This is a genomic window from Granulicella sp. S190 (assembly GCF_009766095.1).
Taxonomy (GTDB): Bacteria; Acidobacteriota; Terriglobia; order Terriglobales; family Acidobacteriaceae; genus Edaphobacter.
In genome coordinates this window covers 50,230-74,003 of the sequence record NZ_LMUD01000002.1, presented here as the reverse complement: position 1 = coordinate 74,003, position 23,774 = coordinate 50,230, and the positions used below count along the sequence as shown (strand labels likewise).

17 protein-coding genes are annotated in these 23,774 nt (G+C 54.9%); 12 read left to right on the top strand and 5 right to left on the bottom strand.

Translation table 11 applies throughout. The features are described 5' to 3' along the window. Window positions 1–104 precede the first annotated feature (104 nt). Both ccsA and hemA read left to right on the top strand, forming a co-directional pair. Window positions 105–914, top strand: a complete 810-nt coding sequence (gene ccsA, locus GSQ94_RS00280; protein ID WP_158941332.1) for a cytochrome c biogenesis protein CcsA — start codon at window positions 105–107, stop codon at window positions 912–914. Beyond that, the gene (gene hemA, locus GSQ94_RS00275; RefSeq protein WP_158941331.1) at window positions 911–2,185 is read left to right on the top strand and encodes a glutamyl-tRNA reductase; all 1,275 of its coding nucleotides are present in this window, start codon (window positions 911–913) and stop codon (window positions 2,183–2,185) included. Before ccsA ends, hemA begins: the two co-directional genes overlap by 4 nt. Before the next feature lie 69 nt (window positions 2,186–2,254). Here hemA and GSQ94_RS00270 read toward each other — a convergent pair whose 3' ends face one another. Further along, window positions 2,255–3,706, bottom strand: a complete 1,452-nt coding sequence (locus GSQ94_RS00270) for a sugar transferase (RefSeq protein ID WP_158941330.1) — start codon at window positions 3,704–3,706, stop codon at window positions 2,255–2,257. Window positions 3,707–4,414: 708 nt separating this feature from the next. Here GSQ94_RS00270 and GSQ94_RS00265 point away from each other — a divergent pair. The 9 genes from GSQ94_RS00265 to GSQ94_RS00225 all read left to right on the top strand — a co-directional run bounded on the left by GSQ94_RS00265 (window position 4,415) and on the right by GSQ94_RS00225 (window position 17,990). Continuing rightward, window positions 4,415–5,230 carry a 2OG-Fe(II) oxygenase gene (locus GSQ94_RS00265; protein ID WP_158941329.1) on the top strand — a complete coding sequence of 272 codons (816 nt, stop codon included), beginning with the start codon at window positions 4,415–4,417 and terminating at the stop codon, window positions 5,228–5,230. A 193-nt stretch (window positions 5,231–5,423) separates the two neighbouring features. Beyond that, on the top strand, window positions 5,424–6,599 hold the full coding sequence (locus GSQ94_RS00260; protein WP_158941328.1) for a glycosyltransferase: 1,176 nt from the start codon (window positions 5,424–5,426) through the stop codon (window positions 6,597–6,599). Window positions 6,600–7,036: 437 nt separating this feature from the next. Continuing rightward, window positions 7,037–9,340, top strand: coding sequence for a polysaccharide biosynthesis tyrosine autokinase (locus tag GSQ94_RS00255; protein WP_158941327.1), 2,304 nt, complete (start codon window positions 7,037–7,039; stop codon window positions 9,338–9,340). Continuing rightward, entirely contained in the window at window positions 9,327–10,355 is a 1,029-nt protein-coding gene (locus tag GSQ94_RS00250; RefSeq protein ID WP_158941326.1) for a polysaccharide biosynthesis/export family protein, read from the top strand. The genes GSQ94_RS00255 and GSQ94_RS00250 overlap by 14 nt, the downstream gene beginning before the upstream one ends. A gap of 45 nt (window positions 10,356–10,400) precedes the next feature. Beyond that, a complete protein-coding gene (locus tag GSQ94_RS00245) occupies window positions 10,401–11,507 on the top strand; it encodes an acyltransferase (RefSeq protein WP_256369947.1) in 1,107 nt (368 codons plus the stop codon). 80 nt (window positions 11,508–11,587) lie between these two features. Beyond that, window positions 11,588–12,796, top strand: coding sequence for an acyltransferase (locus tag GSQ94_RS00240; protein ID WP_158941324.1), 1,209 nt, complete (start codon window positions 11,588–11,590; stop codon window positions 12,794–12,796). Between the two features lie 84 nt (window positions 12,797–12,880). Continuing rightward, on the top strand, window positions 12,881–14,224 hold the full coding sequence (locus GSQ94_RS00235) for an O-antigen ligase (RefSeq protein WP_158941323.1): 1,344 nt from the start codon (window positions 12,881–12,883) through the stop codon (window positions 14,222–14,224). Between the two features lie 274 nt (window positions 14,225–14,498). Further along, a complete protein-coding gene (locus tag GSQ94_RS00230; protein ID WP_158941322.1) occupies window positions 14,499–15,737 on the top strand; it encodes a lipopolysaccharide biosynthesis protein in 1,239 nt (412 codons plus the stop codon). A 60-nt stretch (window positions 15,738–15,797) separates the two neighbouring features. Further along, window positions 15,798–17,990 (top strand): glycosyl hydrolase family 28-related protein, encoded by a 2,193-nt coding sequence (locus tag GSQ94_RS00225; protein WP_158941321.1) that lies wholly within the window; start codon window positions 15,798–15,800, stop codon window positions 17,988–17,990. Window positions 17,991–18,025: 35 nt separating this feature from the next. Here GSQ94_RS00225 and GSQ94_RS00220 read toward each other — a convergent pair whose 3' ends face one another. From GSQ94_RS00220 to GSQ94_RS00205, 4 genes are all read right to left on the bottom strand, one after another. Beyond that, window positions 18,026–19,717 carry a GMC oxidoreductase gene (locus tag GSQ94_RS00220; RefSeq protein WP_158941320.1) on the bottom strand — a complete coding sequence of 564 codons (1,692 nt, stop codon included), beginning with the start codon at window positions 19,715–19,717 and terminating at the stop codon, window positions 18,026–18,028. Further along, window positions 19,714–20,598 (bottom strand): aldo/keto reductase, encoded by an 885-nt coding sequence (locus GSQ94_RS00215; protein WP_158941319.1) that lies wholly within the window; start codon window positions 20,596–20,598, stop codon window positions 19,714–19,716. The genes GSQ94_RS00220 and GSQ94_RS00215 overlap by 4 nt, the downstream gene beginning before the upstream one ends. Window positions 20,599–20,668: 70 nt before the next feature. Then, complete coding sequence (locus GSQ94_RS00210) at window positions 20,669–21,580, bottom strand: glycosyltransferase family 2 protein (RefSeq protein ID WP_158941318.1); 912 nt, start codon at window positions 21,578–21,580, stop codon at window positions 20,669–20,671. A 147-nt stretch (window positions 21,581–21,727) separates the two neighbouring features. Next, window positions 21,728–22,933, bottom strand: coding sequence for a glycosyltransferase family 4 protein (locus GSQ94_RS00205; RefSeq protein ID WP_158941317.1), 1,206 nt, complete (start codon window positions 22,931–22,933; stop codon window positions 21,728–21,730). A 360-nt stretch (window positions 22,934–23,293) separates the two neighbouring features. On the opposite strand from GSQ94_RS00205, the gene GSQ94_RS00200 reads away from it, so the two are divergent. After that, window positions 23,294–23,774 (top strand): glycoside hydrolase family 55 protein (locus GSQ94_RS00200; protein WP_216842977.1); only part of this gene is annotated, 481 nt, incomplete at its 3' end.

Below are 23,774 nucleotides of genomic sequence, written 5' to 3'. Positions count from 1 at the left end.
CCGCATTTGTTTTTACCTTTGGACACTCCACACCAGCCATCTCCTCATAAGCGATATACTTAGTGTTTGCGGAAAGCCCGTAGCACACACTTAGTACGTCACCTATGTCTCTTCTCTGGCTCCGAGTCGCGGTCTCTCTCTACGGCATAGCCGCGCTCGCGGTGCTGCCTGCTGCCCTTTATGATCGCCCCCGCTGGCGCCACATCGCCATCCCCGCCACCATCGCCGCCGTCTTCTTCCACTTCGTCTCGCTCGCCGAGATGCTCAACTCCGCCCACCACCGCCTCCCGGTCGACACTCACGAGACCCAGACCCTTCTTGGCCTTCTTCTCGCCTTGGCCTTCCTCTTCGTATACGCCCGTTACCGGACGGTCTCCCTCGGCATCTTTCTTCTGCCCATCTGCTTCCTACTCGGCCTCGTCCCTGCCTTCCACCCAGGCCAGGAAAGCACCACCTTTCCCATCCTCAACACCGGCTGGATCTTTCTCCACGTAGCCCTTCTCCTTGCCGCCTATGCCGCGCTTTTGCTCTCCTTGTTAACCTCGCTTCTCTATCTCATCCAGGAGCGCCGCCTCAAGCAGAAATCGCCGACCATTCCCTGGCTCCCGCCCCTCGAGACCACCGATCAGATCGCCCTTAAGTCGCTTCTCTTCGGTCTCCCCTGCATGACGGCGGGCCTCCTCATCGGTTCGCTCATCGCCCAGGCCACCGTCGGAGCCTCTTACTTCCGCGATCCCAAGATCCTCCTTGCCTTCGCCATGTGGCTTGCCTATATCGGCATGATCCACATCCGCCGCATCTCCGGTCTTCGCGGCCGCCGCGCGGTCTACCTTTCCAGCTTCGTCTTCCTAGTCGTGCTCGCAGTCTGGGCCGCAAACCAGTTCTCCGCGGTCCACAGGTTCACCGCCCCATGAACCAGCCCACCACCACACAGGGCCGTCTCGTTCTGCTCGGCATCAACCACAACACCGCGCCCATTGAGGTGCGTGAGCGTCTCGCCATTCCCGCCGAGCGACTCGCCGACGCCACCCGCACCCTCGTCCATCAGCCTGGCGTCCGTGAAGGCCTTATCCTCTCCACCTGCAACCGGGTCGAGCTGCTCACCCTCCAGGACGACGCCGAAGCAGCGCAGCCTCAGGCAAACACCGATCTCCTCCGCTTCCTCCACGAGTACTTCGCCGTCCCGCCTCACGACATCCAGCCTCACCTCTACGAGTTCCGCGAGCGCGAAGCCGTCCGCCATCTCTTCCGCGTCGCCAGCTCGCTCGACAGCATGGTTGTAGGGGAACCCCAGATCCTCGGCCAGGTTAAAGAGGCCTACACCATCGCGCGAGATGCAGGCGCAGTCTCCACCCACCTCGAAGCTCTCCTCCAGCGAACCTTCACCGTTGCAAAGAAGATCCGCACCGAGACCCACATCGGCTCCAGCTCCGTCTCCATCGCATCGGTCGCCGTCGACCTCGCCAGAAAGATCTTCGGTTCGCTTCAGGGAAAGACTGTTCTTCTGGTCGGTGCCGGCAAGATGTCAGAGCTCGCCGCGCGTCATCTCATCCAACAGGGTGCCTCTTCCATCCTCGTCACCAACCGCACCCACTCCCGCGCAGAGAAGATCGCAGCCGACTTCGTCAGCCCCACCGTCCACACCGAGGCCCTCGCCTTCGAGGCTCTCTACGAGCAGGCCGACCGCGCCGACATCGTCATCACCTCCACCGGCGCCCCGCAAAAGATCTTCGAGCACTCTCACGGCCAGCTCTTCCTCCATCGACGCCGCAACCGCCCCATGTTCTTCATCGATATCGCCGTCCCCCGCGATGTTGACCCACGCATGAACGAGGTCGAAGGTTGCTTCGTCTACGACATCGACGATCTCCAGCAAGTTGCCGCCGCAAACCTTGCCGACCGCAGCCGCGAAGCTGCCGCCGCTGAAACCATCGTCAGTAGGGAAGTCGACAAATATCACGAGCGACTCCAGTCCCGCGACGCAGTTCCCGCCATCAAAGCCCTGCAGCAACAGGCTGAAGAGTTGCGCCAGGCCGAACTCATGCGCTCGCAATCAAAGCTGGCCAGCCTTACTCCACAGCAACGCGAAGCAGTTGAAGCTCTTACCCGCTCCCTCACCGCCAAGCTGCTTCACCCCCAGCTCACCGCACTCCGCGAGGCCACTCGCACAAAAGATCCCGAGTAGCGAGAAGGCATCTCTGCCTAACCTCAGCTCGGGATCTTTTTCTGAACTAACTGTGGAAGTACTGCAGATCTATACAGCGCCGGAGCCGCGAAACACCGCTGGAATGGTCTGAAACAGAATCTTGATATCCAGCCACACCGACCACTGGTCGATATAGCGCATATCCAACGCCATCCATTCATCGAACGTGATCGAGCTGCGCCCCATGATCTGCCACAGGCAGGTAATTCCAGGCTTCACACTGAACCGTCTGCGATGCCAGTCGTGCTCGAATCCCTCGTAGTCTCTCACCGGAAGCGGCCGCGGACCCACCAGACTCATATCGCCGAGCAGCACATTGATGAGCTGAGGAATCTCGTCGAGACTCGACTTCCGCAAAAACTTACCCAGCGGAGTAATTCGAGGATCGTTCTTCAACTTGAAGGTAGGTCCCTGGGTCTCGTTCAGGTGCTCTACCTGTGCCATCAGCTTCTCTGCGTCCTGCACCATGGTGCGGAACTTGAGAATTTCGAACGGCCGCTTTCCAAATCCGATTCGTGTCTGACGGAAGAAGACAGGTCCCTTCGAGGTAAGCCGAATCAACGCTGAAATCACCAGAAACACCGGAGCAAGAGCAATCAGTAGCAATGCCGACACCACTGCATCCGTCACGCGCTTGATCATGAAACCCCACGCATTCCACGATTCATCATGGAGCGTGATCGTGCCAACTCCTCCTCGAAGATAGGCGGTTCGTTTCGTCTGCTCCTGATCGAAGAAGGTTCCAATGCTTCGCACCGCTATCCCGTGGTCGCGGCACAGCGCCACGATCTCGGCGATCTGCTGATAATAGGACGCGAGAGGGAGAGCTACGATCACCTCGTCAATCGGCAGAGCGCGCAGCAGAGAGGGAATCGCATCCATGCCTCCCAGCAACTCTCCGGGGTTGGAAGCTTCGGTCTCCTCCGACCACCAGTGGTCGTCCACGAAACCCAGCAGGTCGTATCCCCACTCCGGGTGAAGCGCTACATCTTGTGCAAATCCATTCGCGCGCTCATTGGTGCCGATAATCAGAACATGGCGAAGGTTATATCCCTTTGCACGGAATATACGTGCAAAAGCACGCCCCAGAACCCGCGTGGACAAAAACACCAAAGAGCTGATCACGCCAAAGTCCACGCTGATCAAACCAAGATCAGCAGCGCTATGTTTTGCGTGCGAGGAGATCAGCCACAGCCAGCAGAAACCGGCTAACGCGCAGAGAAAGCTTGCCAGGCAAACCTCGATGACCTCCTTGAGAAACCCATCAACTCTCCGGGAACGATAAAACCTGTTCGACCTGAGAATTCCATGCCATACTACCGCTAGCACCAACGTAGCGGAGAAGACTTGGATAGGGTGATGCGTCTCTAACGAGTCCAGAAGCCCAAAGAAGCGATGGCCGGAGGTCAGAACATAGGCCACAGCCAAACTGCCGAACAACAGGCAAATATCTCCAAGCTCCACCAACTCGACAAAGATCTTCCTGTTTGATGGTGTCATCGGTGCAGCCCCTTCTATCTGTCTTGATCTCTAGTTATGATGCAAAGCCTTTGAGGGAAAAGTGAGTTACTACACGTCACTAGGGTAACCACCTCTGCACGACTCTGCAATGAAGCGGATGGTCTGAGAAGGGCTTCTCATGTCTCAGGTATTGCGATTCATACCTGCTTCCCTAAGCAATTTCGTGGCCGGATCAGTAGCAGGAAGAGAATTTTGTAATTACTAGCTACTTCCCTGAACTATTTCTCTGCCGCCGAATACCGCTATCGAGCGAATAGCAGAGTGATCCACAAAGAGGGATCAACAAACGTACGTCGCTCTTCATGGTTCATATAGTGGAGGACTTCTTATAACTCAAGGACCTACAAGTGGCATCCCAGAAAAATTGAACGCGCTATGCAATCTTTTTCATCTCGAGCGAAGCTCATATGCAACATTTCGCAACATGGTATTTAGTTTGGACTCGAAAATGCACTAGCACACGGGCAGGCGACGGTTTTTCCTCAAAGAAGTGAGAGAAAGCAGTCAATAGAAGTCGAATTTCCAGCTGTACCGAAATGAAAGTGCTAAACATTTCCTATTTGTGGGTAATTCCGTTCCTTTTATACCTTGATGCATTCGGTCTACTTACCCCTATCAAAGGCGGAGCGGAACCTATAATGAATTTATCGAGAAATACCGTTTCTGGTGTTGTATCTACGGAGAGATATGCAAACTGAACAGGGCATTCGCGATGTGTCCAGGCTGCTCGATCAGCTCTCGATCCCCGAGAGTTCAACCACCCTTGCGAACCGGTACCAAAGCAGTCTGCCGTTTCCTCATCTCACGATCGATAACCTCTTCGATTCGGAGCAGCTTACCGCGGTTCTCCAGGAGATGTCCCGCGCAAAAAGCTCGGACTGGGTCCATCATCACACCGACAACATCGAGAAGCTCGGTCAGAAGTCTGCTGCCGGACTAGGCCCTGCAGGATTTCAACTGGTCGCTCTGCTTCACTCCGCTCCCTTCCTCTATCTCCTCTCCGAGATCACCGGCATCTGGAATCTCCTGCCAGACCCGTACATGCACGGAGCCGGCTACAGCATCATTCCCCCAAAGGGAAAGTTTGATGTCCACATCGACTCCAACGCTGACCTCACCAGCGGACTCATTCGCCGTCTGGCTTTGATCATCTATCTCAATCACGACTGGAGCCCGGAGTACGGCGGCCAGCTTGAGCTGTGGAATAAAGACGCAACCCATATGGAGGCTGAGATCCAGCCGATCTTCAACCGTGCTCTGCTGATGGAGATCTCCGAGACCACCTACCACGGCATCAAGCCGGTTGTAGAGCCCAGTGGCAGATCGCGCTACTCCTTCATGGCCTACTACAACACTGCGGGAAGCATGCTGGGCAAAGAGTCAGGTGTTCACAGCTCCGTCTATGCGCCGGACTGCTACCGCTCCAAACCCACCGTACGCAGCCTCGCCCGCAAGCTGACGCCGCCCATCGTCTATGACTACGTCCGTCAGAAGATCAAATAGCTCGCGTTCGGTGAGAGTTATAGCAGAGTAGTGTGGCAGGATCTCTCTCGACCACTCCATCGCACTCTTGAGCCGCGTTGCATCTCATAAAAGAAGATGAGAGGTATTACTCACTCCTGATCGATAACAAACAGGCACAATTGAAGGAAGGGGACACGTCCTCGAGAAGTGCATGAATTGACCTTGAGGCCTGATGCGGATTTTGTTTCTACACAATCGATATATCTTCCGAGGTGGAGAAGACGAATCCCGCGAGCAGGAGATTGCGATGCTTCGGGCTCGCGGAGAAGAGGTACTCGATCACGTTCTCAACAACTCCGAGATCAAAGGCAATCTTGTCACGATTGGCCTGCGATCCATCTGGAACACCCAGGAAGCGGATCGGATCAAAGATCTCATCCGTTCCACCAAACCCGATCTCATGAAGGTCGATAACTTCTTTCCGCTGTTCTCTCCCTCCATCTTCGAGGCCGCGAAGTCGATGGGTGTTCCCACGGCTCTGTCTGTCAGAAACTACCGGCTGATCTGCCCCTCCGCCAATCTATTTCGCGATGGGCACGTATGTACTACATGCGTCGGCAGCAAGCTCGCCCTCGCCGCCATTCAGCACCGCTGCCGTCAGCAAAGTTATATGCAGTCGGCAGCTGTCGTTGCCAGCAATGCGTACGCTCATCTTCGCGGTGTCTGGACAAACTCTGTTGATCGGTACATCGCCGTAAGCAGCTTCGTAAAGCAGCAGCTCGTCGCAGGCGGATTTCCTGAGGAGAGAATTCTCGTGAAGCCGAACTTCATCTCGGACACAGGCGTTGGCGACGGTTCAGGCGGATTCGGCCTTTACGTAGGCCGCCTGACGGAAGAGAAGGGCATTCACTCTCTCCTGAGCGCGTGGCAGCATATTCCGCAAGCGATTCCGCTGAAGGTCATCGGCGACGGTCCACTCGAGTCAGCTGTTCGTAGCGCCGCCGAGTCCGATTCGAGAATCGAGTATCTCGGCCGCAAATCGCTCACTGAAGTCTGCGAGTATCTCGGCAAAGCCGCCTTTCTCGTCTTTCCCTCCGAGTGGTACGAGCCCTTTGGCCGCACCATCGTCGAAGCCTACGCGAAGGGAACTCCGGTCCTGGCCGCGCTCACTCCGCCGATGAACGCAATGGTCGATCACGGCGTCACCGGCCTTCTCTATAAACCCGGCGATAGCAAAGATCTTGCCTCCGCGGTCAGCCTGCTCATCTCAGATCCCCAGCGCCTCGGGAGAATGCGAGCCCAGGCCAGGGAGAGGTATCTCACTCTCTACACCGAAGATCAGAACTACCAGCAACTCATGGCTATCTTTCATCAATGCATCGAGACTCATCTTGCTCAGCTCGCATGACAGAGTGAAGGCGGACTGATACAGAAGAGAAGCAATAGCTTCTTGCTTTGAAGCAAAAACTAATCGACTTCAATGGTGTCTAAGGACGCCAAAAATTTGTTACATGATCTGAACAATTTGTCGCATTTGAACTTTCATACGGACGAAGACGATGCTAGCGCGGAGCTCGTAAACTACTGGATTTACTTCGTTTTTTATAAACTTTACAGAGTGGAGCGACCTGCTACTTTGTAACTTCATAAGGCAGTACAGAGTCACCGAAGTTAGAGGAGATCTCTAAGTCCTATGGTAGTATTGAAGAATCGATATCTGATCTGCACTGTAAAACTTTCAACCCTCGAGTCTCAAGAGGGTGTTGCTCTTGAGCTAGCACAATTCATAACATTCCCTCTGTCAGTTAGCTTCGAAAAGGGCGAATGCAAAAAAGGATTATTGCTATGAGTGCACTTCAGCCCCATCCTTCTCTCTCTAAGTCACACAACTCAGCGCTGGCTTCTGTAACGGAAGACCAGTTGTCAGGTCCAGGCCCTTCGGAGTACGAGACACTCTCTGGCGTTCTTCGTGTTCTGCGCCGCCGTTGGAAGATAATCGCCCTCGTGACCCTCGGCATCTTTCTGCTGGGTTTGCTGGTATGTCTGGTGATGACTCCCAAGTACTCCTCGATCGCGGTGATTGAGATTAATAAGGAAGACAACAGCGCAAACGTCTCTACGGATGCTGTAAGCGCCTCTCCGACGGCCGATGAGTTGAAGGCCGAGGTCGAAACCGATATCAGTATTCTGCAAAGCGACGGCTTGGCCCTGGCCGTCATTCGAGATCTCAACCTCACACAAACGCGACCGTACAGCAAAGATATCGACAAGACCGAAAAAGACAAGCCGCTCGGTCAGGCTCCGCTCACGCGCGAAAAGTTGATCAAGCGTTTTGCGAAGAATCTGACGGTGGAGTCTCCTCCGGATACACGTCTCATCAACGTCACTTTTGAAAATCCGGATCCAATCATGGCGTCCAATGTCGCCAACGATATCTCGCAGAAGTTTATCGAGACGGCGATGGATCGTCGGCACCGCTCGACCATTCAATCTTCTTTCTGGCTGCGCAAAGAGCTTGAAGACCTCAAGAAGCAGGTGGAAGACTCCGAGCAGAAGCTCGCAGACTATCAAAGAGAGAGCGGTCTCGCGGGTGTTCAGCTGTCGAGTGCAGGTGGTGAGGGAGGCAACTCCGCCGCAATCTCTCCGCACAGCACCGTCACTGAACGTCTGTTCGGTCTCAACCAGGAGCTGACAGCTGCGGAATCGGCCAGGATCTCCACGGAGACGATCTACCACCTCGTTCAATCGCAGGATCCTGAAGTCGTCCTGGGCCTCGGCTCGATGAACGTATCCGGCGGTGCCGGCGGCGGCGGCGGGTCTCTCACTCCCGATGGAGGCATGCAACTCGTCCGGTCGCTCCGTACCGAAGAGGCGACACTTAGTCAGGACTATGCAGGCGCTGCGGTGAAGTACGGCGCAAACAACCCTAGACTCGCGCAGATTCAGCAACAACTCGATGCCGTGAAAGATCAGATGCATGCGGAACTGGCGCGTATCAGCAAACGTGCCGAGAACGCTTATCTCTATGCGAAACGGAACGAAGACTCGATTCGCGATGAGTTCACCAAACAGCAGTCTGCTGCCAACGTGATGGCTGATGCAACGGTTCATCTCCAGGTGCTGGCGCAGGAAGCTTATTCCAACCGGGCTCTCTACGAAAGTCTCTTTTCGAAGCTCCAGACCGCAAGTCTTGCCTCGGGCGTTCGCGCCACCCGCATCGATATTGCGGATCAGGCCCGTCCCGCTGGAACTCCTACGGTTCCGAACTATCCCAAATACCTCGCTGTCATCGCTGCGGTCGCTCTCTTCTTTGGCATCTCCTCTGCCTTCCTGCAGGAGAGTCTTGATGAAACTGTACGCAGACCGCGAGATCTTCAGGCGATCCCGGGGACCCGTATGCTCGGCTACGTTCCTTCCATGCCGTTGAAGGGCCTGCTCCAATTTGCGGGTGGTGACAGTAAGCTGATTGAGGCTCCCAAGTCTCCCTTTTCAGAGGCATTTCGCGGCCTTAGAACTTCGATCATGAGAGCGACCTCCGCATTGGGATCGAAGACTCTTCTTGTCACCAGCGCAGCCGGCCGGGACGGAAAGACAACAGTCGTCTACAACCTGGGTGTAGCCTTTGCACAGCAGGGAGCCCGCGTGTTGTTGATTGATTGCGACCTCCGCAATCCTGATCTGCATCGTCTCTTCGGATGCGCCATATCGCCAGGCGTAAGTGATCTTGGCGATTCGATCAGCGAAAAGGATCTCATGGGCATCGTTCGTCACACAGCCCTGCCCAACCTCTTCATCCTGCCCTCAGGGCACCCCCCGGAGTTCCCCGCGGAGTTTTTTGAATCGCGGGCCTTCGACTCGCTCCTTCGCAGCTCCGGCGCAGACTTCGACTATGTTCTTATCGACAGTCCTCCCATGCTGTCGGTAACCGACACCTCAATCATCGCCAGCAAAGTGTCAGGTACGATCGCGGTACTGCGCTCAGGCAGTACGACCAAGCATGTCCTGGCCAGCCTCCTCGATAGCCTGCATCGCACCAGTTCGCCTCTACTCGGAGTTCTTTTGAATGATGTCCGAAACCCGGCGGCGGATGGTTTCCATAGTTACAGCTACTCCAGGCAAGACGGAGGTCAAATCAATGCGACGGTCTAATCTTCGCGGAAAAAATGCATGGTCGGTTTCGTTGGCTCTCGGGGCTCTTCTTCTGTCGCCTCTTGCTATCGTGGCGCAGGGTAACGGTGCACCCAAAGTTGGCGGTACCAGCACGTTCGACAGTCCTGGAGCCGGCGATACGGATAACCCAAACGGCCGGCACCGTATGACTACCCTGACCTCGATCCCGGAGGACTTCTCCAACCTGAAGCTCTCCCCGGGATTCTTGCTGGGTATGGAAGTCTACGATGCCCCCGAACTCTCGTCCGACGTTCGCATCGATACCCTCGGAAATATTAATGTTCCGATGGTTGGTGCAGTTCATGTAGCCGACAAGACCTTGACCGAAGCGACTGTTCTGATTGAACAGAGTCTGAAAGATGGCAAGATTCTGAATAACCCTCAGGTCAACCTGAACATCACACAATATGCCGGTCAAAACGTTAGCATCCTCGGCGAGGTCCACAATCCCGGCAGAGTAGAACTGCTCGCTTCGCATAATCTCGAAGACGTGATCGCTCTCGCAGGTGGTGAAACACAACTCGCCGGAAACATGATCGAAATCCGACATCCAGCCGGCGTATCGCCACAGAAAGAGTTGATTCACTACTCGCGCAGCTCGGATGATATGACCCTGGTGGACACGCAGGTTCATCCTGGCGATACCGTAACTATTCGCCGTGCGGGAATCGTCTACGTTCTCGGTGCAGTCACACGCCCCGGCGGTTACATCATGCAGGAGGGAGGCGAACTTAACCTTACAGAGGCTCTCTCCATGGCCTACGGAACGACCTTGAACGCAGCGGTAGGCTCCATGCGTCTCATTCGTAAATTGCCGGACGGCCAGGTACAGGAGACACCCATCGCCTATCGGGACATTGAGAAGGGAAAGATTCCTCCGGTGCGGCTGCAGGCAGAAGATCTTATCTACGTTCCGGTAAGTAAGGTAAAAACCATTGTCTCCACTGGGCTCTTAGCTAGCACCTCACAAGCGGCTCTCTATGTTTACCACTAGGAGGCAGGCAGAGCGCTTGATGCATCATATTCTGCAGGGAATTTAGTGACCACATTACGCCAAAACGAATTGTTGAAAGGATTTCTAAAAGAGCGTTACTTTCCAGCTCTGGATGGGATAAGAGCAGTGAGTGTTCTGCTGGTAATGTCCAATCATCTCCACAGCAACTACGCTTTTCTGCGCCGGATGCCGGGCTGGACCGGGGTCGACTTCTTCTGTGTCCTTAGTGGATTTCTCATCACCACTCTCCTTCTGCGGGAAGAGAAGGACTTTGGTTCGGTACGCCTTGCCCCTTTTTACATCCGCCGATTCTTTCGTATCGTCCCTATCTTTCTTCTTGTGCTGCTCTTCTACTTCCCGGTCGCATACTTCGGAGAGCACGGCATACGATGGGCAGCCTTCAAATCGGCACTCCCGCTTTACCTCACCTTCATGCAGGACTTCGTCCCTCACGAGGCTCCATTCAGCTTCAGCTGGACCCTCGGCATTGAGGAGAAGTTTTACTTTATCTGGCCCATTCTCGCTTTTCTGCTCCTAAAGAAACTCAGAGGCCGCGCGCTCGTCGCAGGCGCGTTCTTTCTAGTCTCCGCCTCTCTCTACCTCATATTTGAAAGCGTCTCCGACCGAGCCTACTTCCATGCCAGGTCTTATGCTGCTCTGGCTCTGGGTGCTCTCCTGGCTTGTCTTCTGGCAAGTAATCTGGCCCAGACCTACACCCGTTGGATCAGCCGGATACCATCGTTCCTTCCCCCCCTGGCAGTCATTTTGGCTCTCGCGCTCGTCTTTTACGATCGCCAGTTTGTGATGGCGCTCGATCTCTCCATCGCTCTCTTGCTCTCACACCTCCTTCTTATTCCAAGTTCAGTCCGAGCCTGGTTTGCAGCTCCCGTTCTGGTTTGGATCGGCCGGCGCTCTTACTCGATGTACCTCATCCATCTGCTTGTGCTCACTCCAGTACGTGTCGCACTTCATCCAAAAAGCGTCTTTGCCGAACTCGCTGTTCTCGTTATTGCGTACTTCATCACCGCTGGCCTGTCTCATCTCATCTATCTCTTTGTCGAAGAGCCCATGAGACTCTTCGGAAAGCGCGTCATCGCAAAGAGACTTAGCAACTCGCGTCAGCCTGTCGCAATCCTGGATACTCCAAACTAGAACACTGTCACGGATATCTGATTTATTTCACCGGGCCTCTTGTTATTCGTTTTAGTAAATCTATCTTCGAGGTCTCCTGCTTGGCTCTTTCTACTACTGGGCTTTCCACCAATGCTCTACCGATGGGCCAAGTCACAGGCTTGCAGCTAGAGGGTATTGCTCAAGAGCCAATCGCACCATCACGCTCCTCGCGTTACTACCAGCCCGGACTGGACGTCCTTCGCTGCCTGGCATTTTTCTTCGTACTCAATCACCACGTCTTCCCCAAGAGTCACACAGGAATACTAAGCCTCCAGTCCGTCATTCAGGAGTTCGGTGCCGCAGGCGTCTGCCTCTTCTTCACCTTGAGCGCATTTCTCATCACGGAGTTGCTCTTACGCGAAGCTGAAACCAGCGGTACCATCCACCTGCGTGCCTTCTACATCAGGCGCATTCTGAGAATCTGGCCGCTCTATCTTCTGGCCCTCTTCGTCGGCGTGGTCTTTCCTCACATCTACCATCATTTTCCACGCGGCGAATACCTCCTTCTCCCTTACCTCCTCATGGCAGGGAACTGGGCACTCGTCTTACACGGTGAGACACGCAACACCATTCTCGCCCCTCTTTGGAGCATCTCGGTAGAAGAGCAGTTTTATGTAATTTGGCCGACACTCTTTCTGTTGTGGAGAAAGCGCGGTGTCATCTTCGCCAGCTTCATCATCCTGCCCATCGCCTGGGCCACCGACTTCATTCTTCCAGCGGCTCACATTCCAAAGCATCCACAACTTTGGTTCAACAGCTTCAACCAGTTTCAATTCTTCGCCATTGGTGGTCTGCTTGCGATCTTGATGCACAGGCGCACCCTCAAGCTGGCACTCTCGCTCAGGGTAGCCGCTCTGGTTGCTGCTCTCGCATGCTTCTCGCTGGCGGCCTTTCCTTGCCACTTTCAAAATCCTTTCGTTGCTTCAAAACCCCTGGCCATCATGGGCGGATATATGGCCATCGACGTCGGCTGCGTTCTTTTTCTCATAGCTTTTCTCGACGTCAAGCTACCCTCTCTCTTTAATCCGCTTGTCTACCTTGGGAAGATCTCCTATGGACTCTACGTCTTCCACATGTTTATCCTCGCGGCAGTCTCGCATCTCACCGAAACCGTGCTGCATCTGCCATATTCCTTGCAGCTGGGGTTAAACTGGATTATCACTGTTCTCGTCGTTATTCCACTAGCGGCTCTGTCTTATGAGTATTTTGAAAAGCCGTTCCTGAGATTCAAAGAGCGCTTCACCTTCGTAAACTCTCGTTCTGTGTAAGTGAAAATCTGACGCGGTCTCTTCTCGTCAGGCTTAAAGTTCAGTCCAAACCGTATTACCGGATGATCGAAAGAGAAGCTCTTTATGATGGACTTAGGTGTTGCTCCAACCCGCCAGCGGTATCCAATGCTCTACGGGATGACGTTGGCTTACATCGTGGGACTGCCTAACTTCATTCACTTCGACGTCACCGGCCGTACCAGCAACGCCCTAAATTTTACCTCGATTAGCAGCATCATTGAATCCGTCATAATCGGCTATTTGCTTGTAGCTCTGTTGCTGCTCGAACGCCGGCCGCTCATCGTCCGCAAGATTCGCATTCACACGTGGATGTGGATACTTCTGCTCGCAGATTTCTTAATTGCCACTGCTCTGCAGCCGGTCAGTCTTCTTACCGCGCCGAAGGCAACCGACGGGATCCTTTCCCTCTTCCGCCTCGGCCAGTGGACAGTAGCCTTCTGCCTTATCGTCGCTCTCTATTCGCGCACACCGCGCGAGCAGGCAAATGAACTCGTCGTCCGTTTGATCGGTCGTGCAAGCTGGATCTGGCTTGCCATGATCTGGTTCATCCTGCCTATCATGCCCAGGCAGGTTTATGGCGGATCAGAAGATAGCACCGCTGTTCGTCGGCTCGGGGGACAGCTCATTCATCCCGCGCACGTCGCGCTTCTGGCAAGCATGGCGTTCTTCTATGCGTTGATGTTCTTTCGGCCTGGCCCGCGAAAATGGCTGCTCTGCGCAATCCCTCTGGTCTCACTTGTCCTCACTGGCGCCAGGGGCCAGCAGGCAGGGTTTCTTCTTGTCCTTCTTCTCTACACCATCATCTACTCTCGTAAGCCTGCAATTCGATGGGGTACCGTCGCCCTCCTGGGTCTCGTGCTTCTGCTCGGAATTGCATTCAGTAATAAGGTCATGAAGTATGTGGCCCGCGGACAGAGTGTGCAGACCCTCTCCTCCCTCGACGACAGAACTCGTGTCTGGCAAGCAAGCATCGAAGCCATCAAGAAGCGTCCGCTCATCGGCTACGGATACAGCGTTGGGGCTCGAAATGCCATTCGCGATCATTGGCGCTTCGCCCACTGGATTCCTCCGCACGCTCACAACGATTATTTGCAGGCAGCTCTTGACGGCGGTGTCCTTGCCTTTGTCATCATCACCTTCGTCTACTGGAGAGTGTTATTGCTGAGCTTTCTCAGGGTCAAACGCGGGCCTTATCAGCTCTTTCTCCTCATCGTCTTCATACAATTTGTTCTCAACTCATTCACTGGATCAGAGTTTGGTCATGACTATGGAGGTACCGACGGTCTGCTCTTGCTGTGTTGCCTGAGTGTCCTCGGCGACGATAGTTCAAGCCCTCTCAACACTGCTGGCGAGAGATTAACCTCGAACCCGGAAGCGGAGCCGTCATTGGAAATGTCTGTTGCTTAGGCAAAATCTTACGAGCATCTTGCTCTGCTGCACGTCGCAAGCAAGCTCTCTCTACCTGCAAATTCAGATGATATCTTTAAGAAGTCATTTGCGACGTAGACTGTGGTTCTTGATCAATCTTGATCTGCAATTTACTGAAGACGCCTCGTAACGGGCAGTCATCGTGACATCGACACGGGAACAGGTGCCATTGAGCATTCAACAATCTAGGCAGCAACAAAATTTCCTGGCCCGAAGTCTTTCTCGGGTTGGTGGCGGAAGAACGCCCGCCGCCTTGTTCGATCAGGGACTCGTTAGCGGTGCAAACTTCATCACCAACGTTCTTCTGGCGCGCACCTTCGGCCTCAGGGACTATGGAGTCTTTGCGCTGGCCTGGGTCGCCGTTCTCTTTGCGAACAGCCTGCAATACGCTCTGATCGTTACGCCGATGATGAGCGTCGGCCCCAAGCAGGAGCCGGCAGACAAATCCTCCTACTACCGCGCTGTCCTGTTTCAAGAGTTCGGGTTCGCCTTCTCGGCTGCTCTCATTATGTTCCTCTGCGTTCGACTCTCCACCAGGTTCTTTCCCGCTTGGGGAGTCGGCGGTCTGGCGCTGCCCATCAGCATCGCGACGTTAGCCTATCTTCTTCAGGAGTTTCTCCGCCGTTATTTCTTCTGCACCGGGCAAAGCAAGCTCGCCCTCACCACCGATGTGGTGAGTTATCTCACGCAGCTCCCGATACTCTTCTGGATCTCCCGCAACCATACGGCGACGCTCTCCAACGTTTTGTGGATCATCGCCGCAACCTCATTCGTCGGCTTCATCAGCTGCATGAAGTGGTACGAGAAAGGCACCTTCGATCGAGACATATTCAAGAAGGTCTTTTCCCGGCACTGGAAGATGTCACGCTGGCTCGCTCCTACTGCTTTCATGCAGTGGGGCGCCGGCAATCTTTTTCTCATGGCTGCCCCGATATACTACGGCGCTGCGGCTTCGGCGATCATCAGGGCTGCTAACAATATCGTAGGTGTCGCGCACGTATGGTTTCTTGGCCTCGATAACGTCGTCCCGGCCGAAGCGGCAAGGCAGATGCGAATCGGTGGCATCGACGCCATGTTACGGTACCTCAAGCACATCGTTCTCTTATGGGGTGGAGTAACCTTAGCCTTCTGTGCATTGGTGGCCAGCTTTCCTACGCTCTGGCTCAGGCTCGCCTACGGTCAGAAGTACTCCTCGGACGGCTCCATCCTGCGTCTCTACGCCCTCCTCTACATCTTCATCTTCATCTCCGGTCCCCTCCGCGCCGGCCTTCAGGCACTCGAGTACACCGCGCCGATCTTCTGGGCCTACCCTGCGCTCATTGCGTTCTCTGTCGCACTCGCGGGTCCGTTTGCCCGCAATCTGGGATTGAACGGAGTGATGTTGGGAATGTGTGCAACTCAGTTCGTCTTTCAGAGCTTCGTCGGTATAGCGTTTTGGCTTCGAATCCGAAAGATTCGCAGCGAGGCGGCATCTGAAGCATTGAGGTCATGAACGACTCTCCGCTTTTTGCAAGGCACGACATAAAACTGCGGATTATTTAGGAGAATAGCGATGAGAACGCTCTTCAAGCTTCTGTTCTTGCTGTGCCCGCTTCCCGCCATCGCCTCAACCTATACCATCGCCGCGCCGCATCTCACCATGCACGTCGGCGATCCGCTTCCTCCCCTCATCTTCTCCATCTCCACTTACTCCGGATCGTACGCAAGTCACTTCAAGGGACAGCCCAACCTAAGCACGACAGCCAGCGCCCGCTCAACTCCGGGTACCTATCCAATCGTTGTGGATCAAGGTTCCATGACCAGCGTGGATGGAAGCAACTTCAAGTTGGTAAACGGCGTCCTCGAAGTAATCGCCGCGGACGATATCGGAGCGAAGCTCACCAATGGTATCTTGTATCCGCCAGGTTTCCTCAGTGGCCCGGGTTTTCCCGTCCTTGATGTAACCCATAACGCCACCGCTAACCTCGTAGGCGACTGCGTCACCGACAACGCTGCGAACTTCGCGAAGCTGCTGACTCAGAACGGGCGTCGCACCCCCGCCACAACGAACGGAGGCGGCGCTCCAATAAACCTCTACTTTCCTCCCGGCTGTTACGCGACCAGTGAGCCTCTCACCATCTACGGCAGCTTCTGGCATCTCTGGGGAGCAGGACCTCAATCCTCCATCATCAAGCTTCTTCCAAACTCCCAGGCGTTCAACAGTGGCAAACCCACTCAGTTCTTCAGCCCTCTCAGCGTCACGCAGAACAGCAACTTTTCGGAGTACCTCTATAACCTCGGAATCGAGATCGGCGTAGGAAACCCGAATGCCATTCCTTTTACGACCGTACAAAACAACTCCGGATCGGTAAGAAATGTTCTGATCTGGGCCGATGACTCTGCTTGCCCTTACGCGATCAACTTCAATCGTGCCTATCCCGGCCCTATGCTCCTCAAGAACGTTGCGGTCTACGGCTGCAAGTTGGCCTACTCTGCGGGACAGGGGGAGTTCAACGTCACCTTTGAGGGCTTCACCACCGAGGCGCAAACCGCCGGTGTCCTCGACAATCACTACATCAAGGCGAGCATCCGCCACTGGCTAAGCGATAACTCCGTCCAGGCGCTCCACGTCTATGGATCCACCACCTCAAACGTTGCGGTGCTCGACTCCGAAATTCGCAACGGAGCCTCTGGCACTGCGGGAATAGCCGTGGATCCAGGCAGCAGTGTCTATCTCAAAAATCTTCTCTCCACCGGATACAATCCGACGGAGAGTGATGCAGGCTCTGGGCCCGCGGTAAATCGCACAGGCAATATCGTTCAAGCCTGGACCGGTACTCCTCAGAGTCTATTCAACAGTACTCAAGGCATGGACTCTCTTCACCTTCCCGTGCGCGAGACGCCCGCTCCAAACGATCCGCCGTTTCGTCAGTGGACGAAGCTCAGTCAGAACGCCACTGACTGGCCCGCGCAGATTCAGGGCTCTTCTTCGCCGACCCTCTACGCTCCCGCGGGAGTCTATCTCGGCAACGCTATTCTTCAGGTCAAGGTCCCACCCTCAGTCAGTCATCTTCAGTTCTACCAATCCAAGTTCACTTCAGGAACGCCGAAGCTCATCCTGACCATTGCGGATTCATCCACCACGCCTCTCATCATCGACAGTTGCCCCTATGAAAGCTGTGAGATCATCCATACTGGCAGCAGGCCCATCGTATTGCTGGACACGACACTCTACAGCTACACCTCGCAAAACGGAGCGGGCGACTTCTACATTGAAGACTCTATCTTGAGTGAGGGAGCGAACGGCAGTATCCTCGTCAACTTTTACCCCTCCCAGCACATATGGGCGCGTCAGCTAAATCTAGAGCAGCATACGGTGGATAAGTTCCACTGTTCTGGCTGCAAGATGTGGATCCTCGGATACAAGACCGAAGAGCCTACCCCCTCGATCGTCCTGACGGACAACGCACAGGCAGAGATCTTCGGATTCTTCTTCTACCAGAATCGCGCGCCCTCGGATCCAATCTCTGCGAACATACGTCTCACAGACTCAAGCCTCTTCGCAACCGGCTGGACGAAGGTAGACGTACCCGGACGCGGTCAGCCAAACTGGGTCATCGAAAATCAAGGCGCGCGTTCTTCGTCTTTGGCTACTCGCGATGTAAATACGTCACAGCAGTTGAACGTGTTCTATTCCTTCGGGGGAGGGAAGAGCTCAGAACATGAAGACACCGGCAATCGCAAAAAGCCTTCCGATAAAAAATAAAAGGGTGCTGCCGCATCAACCGCCTGGCGTCCTCTCTAGGCGGTGCTCCCTCGCGAATCCAGCGCCGCCTTCGCAACTAGGTGTTCGCCCAGCCGAATCGCCAGAGCCACAATCGTAAGCGTAGGATTCGCATGGCCTCCCGTCGGAAAGGTGGAGCTGCCCGCGACATAGAGATTGCTGATGCCATGCACCCTGCAACTCTCATCCACCACACCCTCTTCGGGCGAAGTCGCCATCCTCGTCGTGCCGATATGATGTGCACCCGAATTGAAGTTCTCGAATCGCTGTCGGACGTACTCCGTCAGCTCCTTCTCGTTGTAGAGAATCTCACCTGCACCAGCCGCGCGGTAACGATCGACGAAGAGCCGGTGTGCCTCCACCACGGTACGGATATCCTGATCGGTAAAAGCCAGATCCACCACGGCTCTCGGCACCCCATGCTCATCGGTGTGCTCCGCGGAGAGAGTGATCCGGCTGTCATAATTCGGGACCTGCTCCGCCTGGTAGTAAAGCCCGAGATACTTTGACTCCACCGATGGAAGAACCGAGGGAAGTCGCCGGTCCTTCGCCCAGCGCGCTCGGCCCAGCCGAGCCAGCCTGGGAACAGAGGCGATACCATCCTTCATCACAACGCCGAGATGCTGTCGTATATCGGGCGAGAGAGATTTGAACTTCGACCACCTCTTCGAAACCCCGTGCGCCCGAAGCACTCCGCGGAATGCCTTTGCCACAAAGACCGCCGAGAAGATGGCATCGCGATGTCCGTGCGCTGCGTTGGTGCGATCCAGAAAAAAGATGATGTTGTTAATCTTTAGACCAGCCTGGGCCTCTTCAGAGATCGACCAGCGCCGACGGCAGTAAACGCCCGCAGCGTCCCTCTCATAGTCATACTTAATCGCCCGCCGGTTTTGAGGAGCGAGCGAGATATAGGTTCCATGCGGATGCGCTTGGTAATACCTCCCGACAAGATCCTTTGCATTCCCTACGCCTGTCGGATGAAAAGGATTCTTCGAGGAGAGCAGGATCCGAGCATTCTCGATGCCTCCTGTTGCAACCACAAACGTCTTCGCTCGAACGTCAAACCGCTTTCCCTGCGAGATCGCTCTCACAAAATCAATGCGGTCTTTACTCTCCGTCGAAACCAGTTCCAGCGCATGCGTCTCCAGGTGCACGTGTACATTCGTAGCTTTGGAGAGGACACTTTCAAACTCCTTCGCGAAATTGATAGGTGGACTCCACCGCTCCAGGTGCCAATCCTCAAGACCCTCGCCGTTCACCCCCGGAACGATCTCGGCACTTTCCTTGGGAAACACTCTGCGGCTATCGAACTCATATTCACCCGCCCTGCATAAACTCAGAGCCCTTCGATAAAAAGGTTCTAGGTCTTCATACGAAAATGGCCATCCGCTGTGATCGATCCACGAGCGCTCCTTGAAATCGAGCGCATCGAACGGAATGCAACGGCCTCCCCACGCAGAAGAGGCACCGCCAAAGACACGCCTTCGGTTCTCTTCCAGGCTCTCGTGCGAGCCGGGTCTTGCGATCAGCCCTCGATTCAAATCCTGATCGGAGGCTGACTCCCGAGTAGCCCCTCCACCCACCAAAAGAAGAAACTTCGTATCTGTCTTCAGTAGCTCCAGCGCAATACTGATCGCCGCCGGTCCTCCGCCAATGAGGCAGACATCAGCTTCGAGCGCTCCTCCTGAAGGATTGCCAATCACAATCATGCGAAGCTCTCCTTCATCTCGGCGAAAAACTCGTGCATGCTGGAGGAGTACTGCAGAGCCTGCAGATTATCGACAAGATGATGCGACGAAAGTGTTCCCACCAGCACTGTTTTCACGCCTCGCTGCGCAGCCGCATACGCGATCAACAGCTGCACCGTGCTCACGGATGCTACCCCATGGCGACCGCGGACCGCATCCCAAACATCAGCGCGAGTCTTCAAGAAAGCCTGCGGCCTCAGCACCTCATTCGCAACAACGGGCACGCCCTGCTCCGCGCACAGCGTGCAGATCTCGTCGGCATGCGAGGCAGACACATAGACCGGCGTCTCTACCACTCCAACCTGCCCCGAAGCCAACCCCTCTCGCACAACGTCAACGTCGCTTGAAGAAACTCCTGTCATGCGGCTAAGCCCCTTGGCGCGTATCTCCTCAAGCGCCTCCCAACTCTCTGAGGTCGGCTCACCGGCTACCGCTGCGTGTAGCAGGAAAGCATCGAGGTGGTCTGTCCCCAGCCGCTTCAAACTCTTCTGCACGCAACTTATTAGATAGGCCTTCGAAAAGCTCCGGCCCGGAGACACCTTTTGAACGAGCTTCTTTCCAATTTGATTAAGAGGAGAAAAGACAGCAGGCAGCGCAACGTGGGCGAAACCTGCCTTGCTGATAAGAAAGCAATCCTCGCGGCTCCGTTCTCTCAGCGCACTTCCAATGGTGCGCTCTGCATCTCCCGACCCATACGTGTCGGCCGTGTCGATCACTCGAATCCCATGATCGATCGCCGCATGAATCAGCTCAGTCGCTTGAAGTCGGCTAAGCGACGACCCAAGGGATGCCAGGCGTCCCGTGCCGAGCCCCATCGGTGTTAGTTGAGTCGCAACTGTCATCGTTCTCCCCGCGTCATAGGTCATCCGTTGTCTTACCGCAATCAAAAAGATCAGTCGTTCAAAAATCAGTTCACCGCTGATCCGCCAACACCGCAGCGGATTTCAACTCACCCAGATCGTGTTCTGTGTAAGTCTTGCGAATCTGATCGTCGTTCCGAGATTGGAGAACATTGCTATGGTAAAGTCCGCTGTCCTGTGTTCCTGGTACAAACGGAAATCTCAGAGGGCGATTCCAGATCTGCCTTGTCTTCATACCCGCTCGTAAAGCGTTGGCATGCAGCCAGACGTCATCTGCTTTTGGACAAAGCTGCATAAACTCAGAGCCCGCAGCCTTCAGCTTCTTCAGCAGCGATGGCGGATAAATGCAGCCCGAAACCCCTGTCGCGAAGTGAAGAAAACTTGGATCCGTCGACCTGCATGGCTCCCACGTCTGATAGGGGCTAAGAGATGCTCCCTCGAATCCTACTCGATGCGCCCTGTAGCAATTCACAACCTCTGAATTGTCATCGTAGGAACGCACAAGACCCTTTAACCACCACCGGCTATATAAGAGATCGTCGTCTGCAGTCACCAGGGCGCAGTCAAAATTATCCGTGGAAAGAAGATAGGGGTAGTACTTTGTATGTGGTCCAAAGTTCTCACTGAGCCGAATCTCCAGGCCTCTCGCGACCAATCGTTTCAGGCCGGGAGTGAGATTGTTGAGAGCCTCTTCATGATCCACCCACAGAATAAGTCTTGATGGCAGCATAGAGCCCGCCGCAATCGACTCGAGCACCAGATGTACGGATCGAAGCCGCTCGCCATACGTAGTCACCGAGACAACAGGGCCGCCCGATGCCACCGCGCTTAACTTCGAGGTCTCATTCCGGCGGCGTAGACGTGTCAGATGAAGCTTGGTGAACTTCGTCTCGTGTCTCAAAAAAAAGAGCCACGTCTGAACAGCTAAAGTAGCCAGGCTAGGCTTCGCGGTGCGGACTTCCAATGAAAATCCTCCTGGTCCCTCGTCGAACAAATAGACTGCAACGAAACAAGCGTTCGAACCGTGCACCTGTCGAACAAAACTTCATAGTGTTAAAACGAGTCTTCTATGGCAAGCTCCTCATGTCAACACTCGTAAGGGAAACCTGCCTCAATGCTGAGCGATCAATTCTCTATAAAGCGCATCCGCATCCGCCGCGCGTGTCGTCCACGTACACGTCTTCGCAAAATCCCAGCTGGCTTGAGACATTGCATTCTTCTGTTCAGCCGTCATCAATGCAAATTGGTCGATGGCCGAAGCAAGACTTGCGACTACAGCCTTCGGACTAGTGACAGGCACCTTGATGCTGGCTCCATCAGGCACCACATCTCGCGCACCATGCAGATCAAGCGTGATAACCGGTAAGCCGACCGCCATTGCCTCCAGCAGCTGCACTCCCGAGGTCTCGCGCAGGCTCGTAAAAAACAGCGCATCATGTTCCAGGTAAGCTGTGCGAACCTCATCCCATGTCAGCCGTCGCCCTGCCCACTCAACGCGATCGTTCAATCCGCGTTCCGCAATCATCTGGCGCACGGCGTCCTCCGCAAGGCCATTCCCCACAATCGTAAGAGTGGATCTCTGGCGAGTCATGGCAAGCGCATCGAGCGCCATCGGAAGTGCCTTCCGAGGCAACATCCTTCCTACCCAGATCAACCGAACCGGATCTGTTACGGCGCGATAGAGGCGCGGCTCCCCAGCCAGGTACTCTGCGCCTACTCCGTTATCGAACTGAAGACGAACATCGGCGCGACCCATCTCCTGAATCAACTCTAACGTATCGCGGTTCGCAGCCAGCACGGCGCTCATCTTCCCCAGCCATCGCTTATGAAAGGGAGAGTAGGGAAGTATCCTCGTCAATAAGCTTCGACGCTCCTCTGAACGCCTGCTGGGTCCAAAGTATTCGAGCATACTTGCAGGAGCAGTCTGCCCTCCTCCTACTGGACCGAACACCGTCGGTCGGCCCAACCGCCACAGCTGCGTGGGCACATGAATACTCGTGTACGTCACATGATGAACAATATCGAATCGTCTTTGCCGGTCAAGCGATCTCGCCACTCCCACGGCCAACATCTGCCAAAGCGCATAGTGTATGCCGCTCCCGGGTTTTAATCGTCCAGGAACAGTTACAAATCCGAAGGATATATTTTTGCTGGGATGTTCTCGTTCATGCGCTTCAATCTGCTCGCGGTTTTCGCTGCGAGTAAGTACAGTCACGTGAATGCCACGCTCGGCGAGATGTACCGCCCAGTTCCAGCCGTTTCCCGGTTCAGAGCCAGAGTTCGGGAGGCACGCATAGGCCGACAACAACACATTCATTCGCAACCACATCCTGATATGTAAATTATTCGTGAAGTGCGTACTTGGAAAACGGCCTGCGCGTGCGAGTCAACGACATTCCACTCTGCTAAGACCGTCTGATAGAAGCTGACTAAGAATGACACAACGGAGATAACTATTTGAATCTAAAGCCACGCCAAAAGCCAACAAGCAACGTACTCCGTTTTTGAGGTTATAGGTGTGTATAACGAGAGCGCATTTAAGCCGATTGTATAGAGTTAGCTTTCATCAGCACGGTACCTTAGTAGTATTGCGGTGGGTCTGGAAATATGCAAGTATTTGCGTATGAGTCAGCCTTCGTCCCTCCCCATATCCCTTTTACAAGGGCAGTGCAGTAGTTTGCAGCAAACGCGCAACTCGCCGCCCGTCAAGGTCAAAGGTGCGATAGGCCTTCTCTGCGTCCTCAGCCTCATCGGCTGCTCCGGCCAACTGGCAAGCGTCGAAGAAGGAGGCACCGCTGCTGCAACCCAGCCACGGGCTGTCTCAGGTGCCAAGCTCAACGGAGCGCTCACCTTCCCCGCAGGTTTTATGACCTCGGTTAAAACCTACGGCGCGGTAGGAGACGGAGTCACAGATGACACCGCCGCCATTCAAAGTGCTCTCTCCGACGGACGCTCCAATGTGTCCGAAGACTACAACGGAGTTCCAAAGGCCCTCTACTTTCCACCCGGAACCTATCTCGTGAGCAACACCCTGCAATGGGTTGGCTGCTGCGTCACCCTGCAGGGATCAGGACCTTCATCCAGCATCATCCGGCTCGCGCCAGACTCAAGTGGATTCGCCAACGATGCCAGCCCCAAGCCTCTTATCTTGACTCCGC

What these genes read in the sequence shown, in the direction of transcription:
- GSQ94_RS00235 (WP_158941323.1), top strand. Translation starts at nt 12,881, where the DNA reads ATGATGGACTTAGGTGTTGCTCCAACCCGCCAGCGGTATCCAATGCTC.
- GSQ94_RS00205 (WP_158941317.1), bottom strand. Translation starts at nt 22,933, where the DNA reads ATGAATGTGTTGTTGTCGGCCTATGCGTGCCTCCCGAACTCTGGCTCT.
- ccsA (WP_158941332.1), top strand. Translation starts at nt 105, where the DNA reads ATGTCTCTTCTCTGGCTCCGAGTCGCGGTCTCTCTCTACGGCATAGCC.
- GSQ94_RS00260 (WP_158941328.1), top strand. Translation starts at nt 5,424, where the DNA reads ATGCGGATTTTGTTTCTACACAATCGATATATCTTCCGAGGTGGAGAA.
- GSQ94_RS00250 (WP_158941326.1), top strand. Translation starts at nt 9,327, where the DNA reads ATGCGACGGTCTAATCTTCGCGGAAAAAATGCATGGTCGGTTTCGTTG.
- hemA (WP_158941331.1), top strand. Translation starts at nt 911, where the DNA reads ATGAACCAGCCCACCACCACACAGGGCCGTCTCGTTCTGCTCGGCATC.
- GSQ94_RS00270 (WP_158941330.1), bottom strand. Translation starts at nt 3,706, where the DNA reads ATGACACCATCAAACAGGAAGATCTTTGTCGAGTTGGTGGAGCTTGGA.
- GSQ94_RS00265 (WP_158941329.1), top strand. Translation starts at nt 4,415, where the DNA reads ATGCAAACTGAACAGGGCATTCGCGATGTGTCCAGGCTGCTCGATCAG.
- GSQ94_RS00220 (WP_158941320.1), bottom strand. Translation starts at nt 19,717, where the DNA reads ATGATTGTGATTGGCAATCCTTCAGGAGGAGCGCTCGAAGCTGATGTC.
- GSQ94_RS00215 (WP_158941319.1), bottom strand. Translation starts at nt 20,598, where the DNA reads ATGACAGTTGCGACTCAACTAACACCGATGGGGCTCGGCACGGGACGC.
- GSQ94_RS00255 (WP_158941327.1), top strand. Translation starts at nt 7,037, where the DNA reads ATGAGTGCACTTCAGCCCCATCCTTCTCTCTCTAAGTCACACAACTCA.
- GSQ94_RS00225 (WP_158941321.1), top strand. Translation starts at nt 15,798, where the DNA reads ATGAGAACGCTCTTCAAGCTTCTGTTCTTGCTGTGCCCGCTTCCCGCC.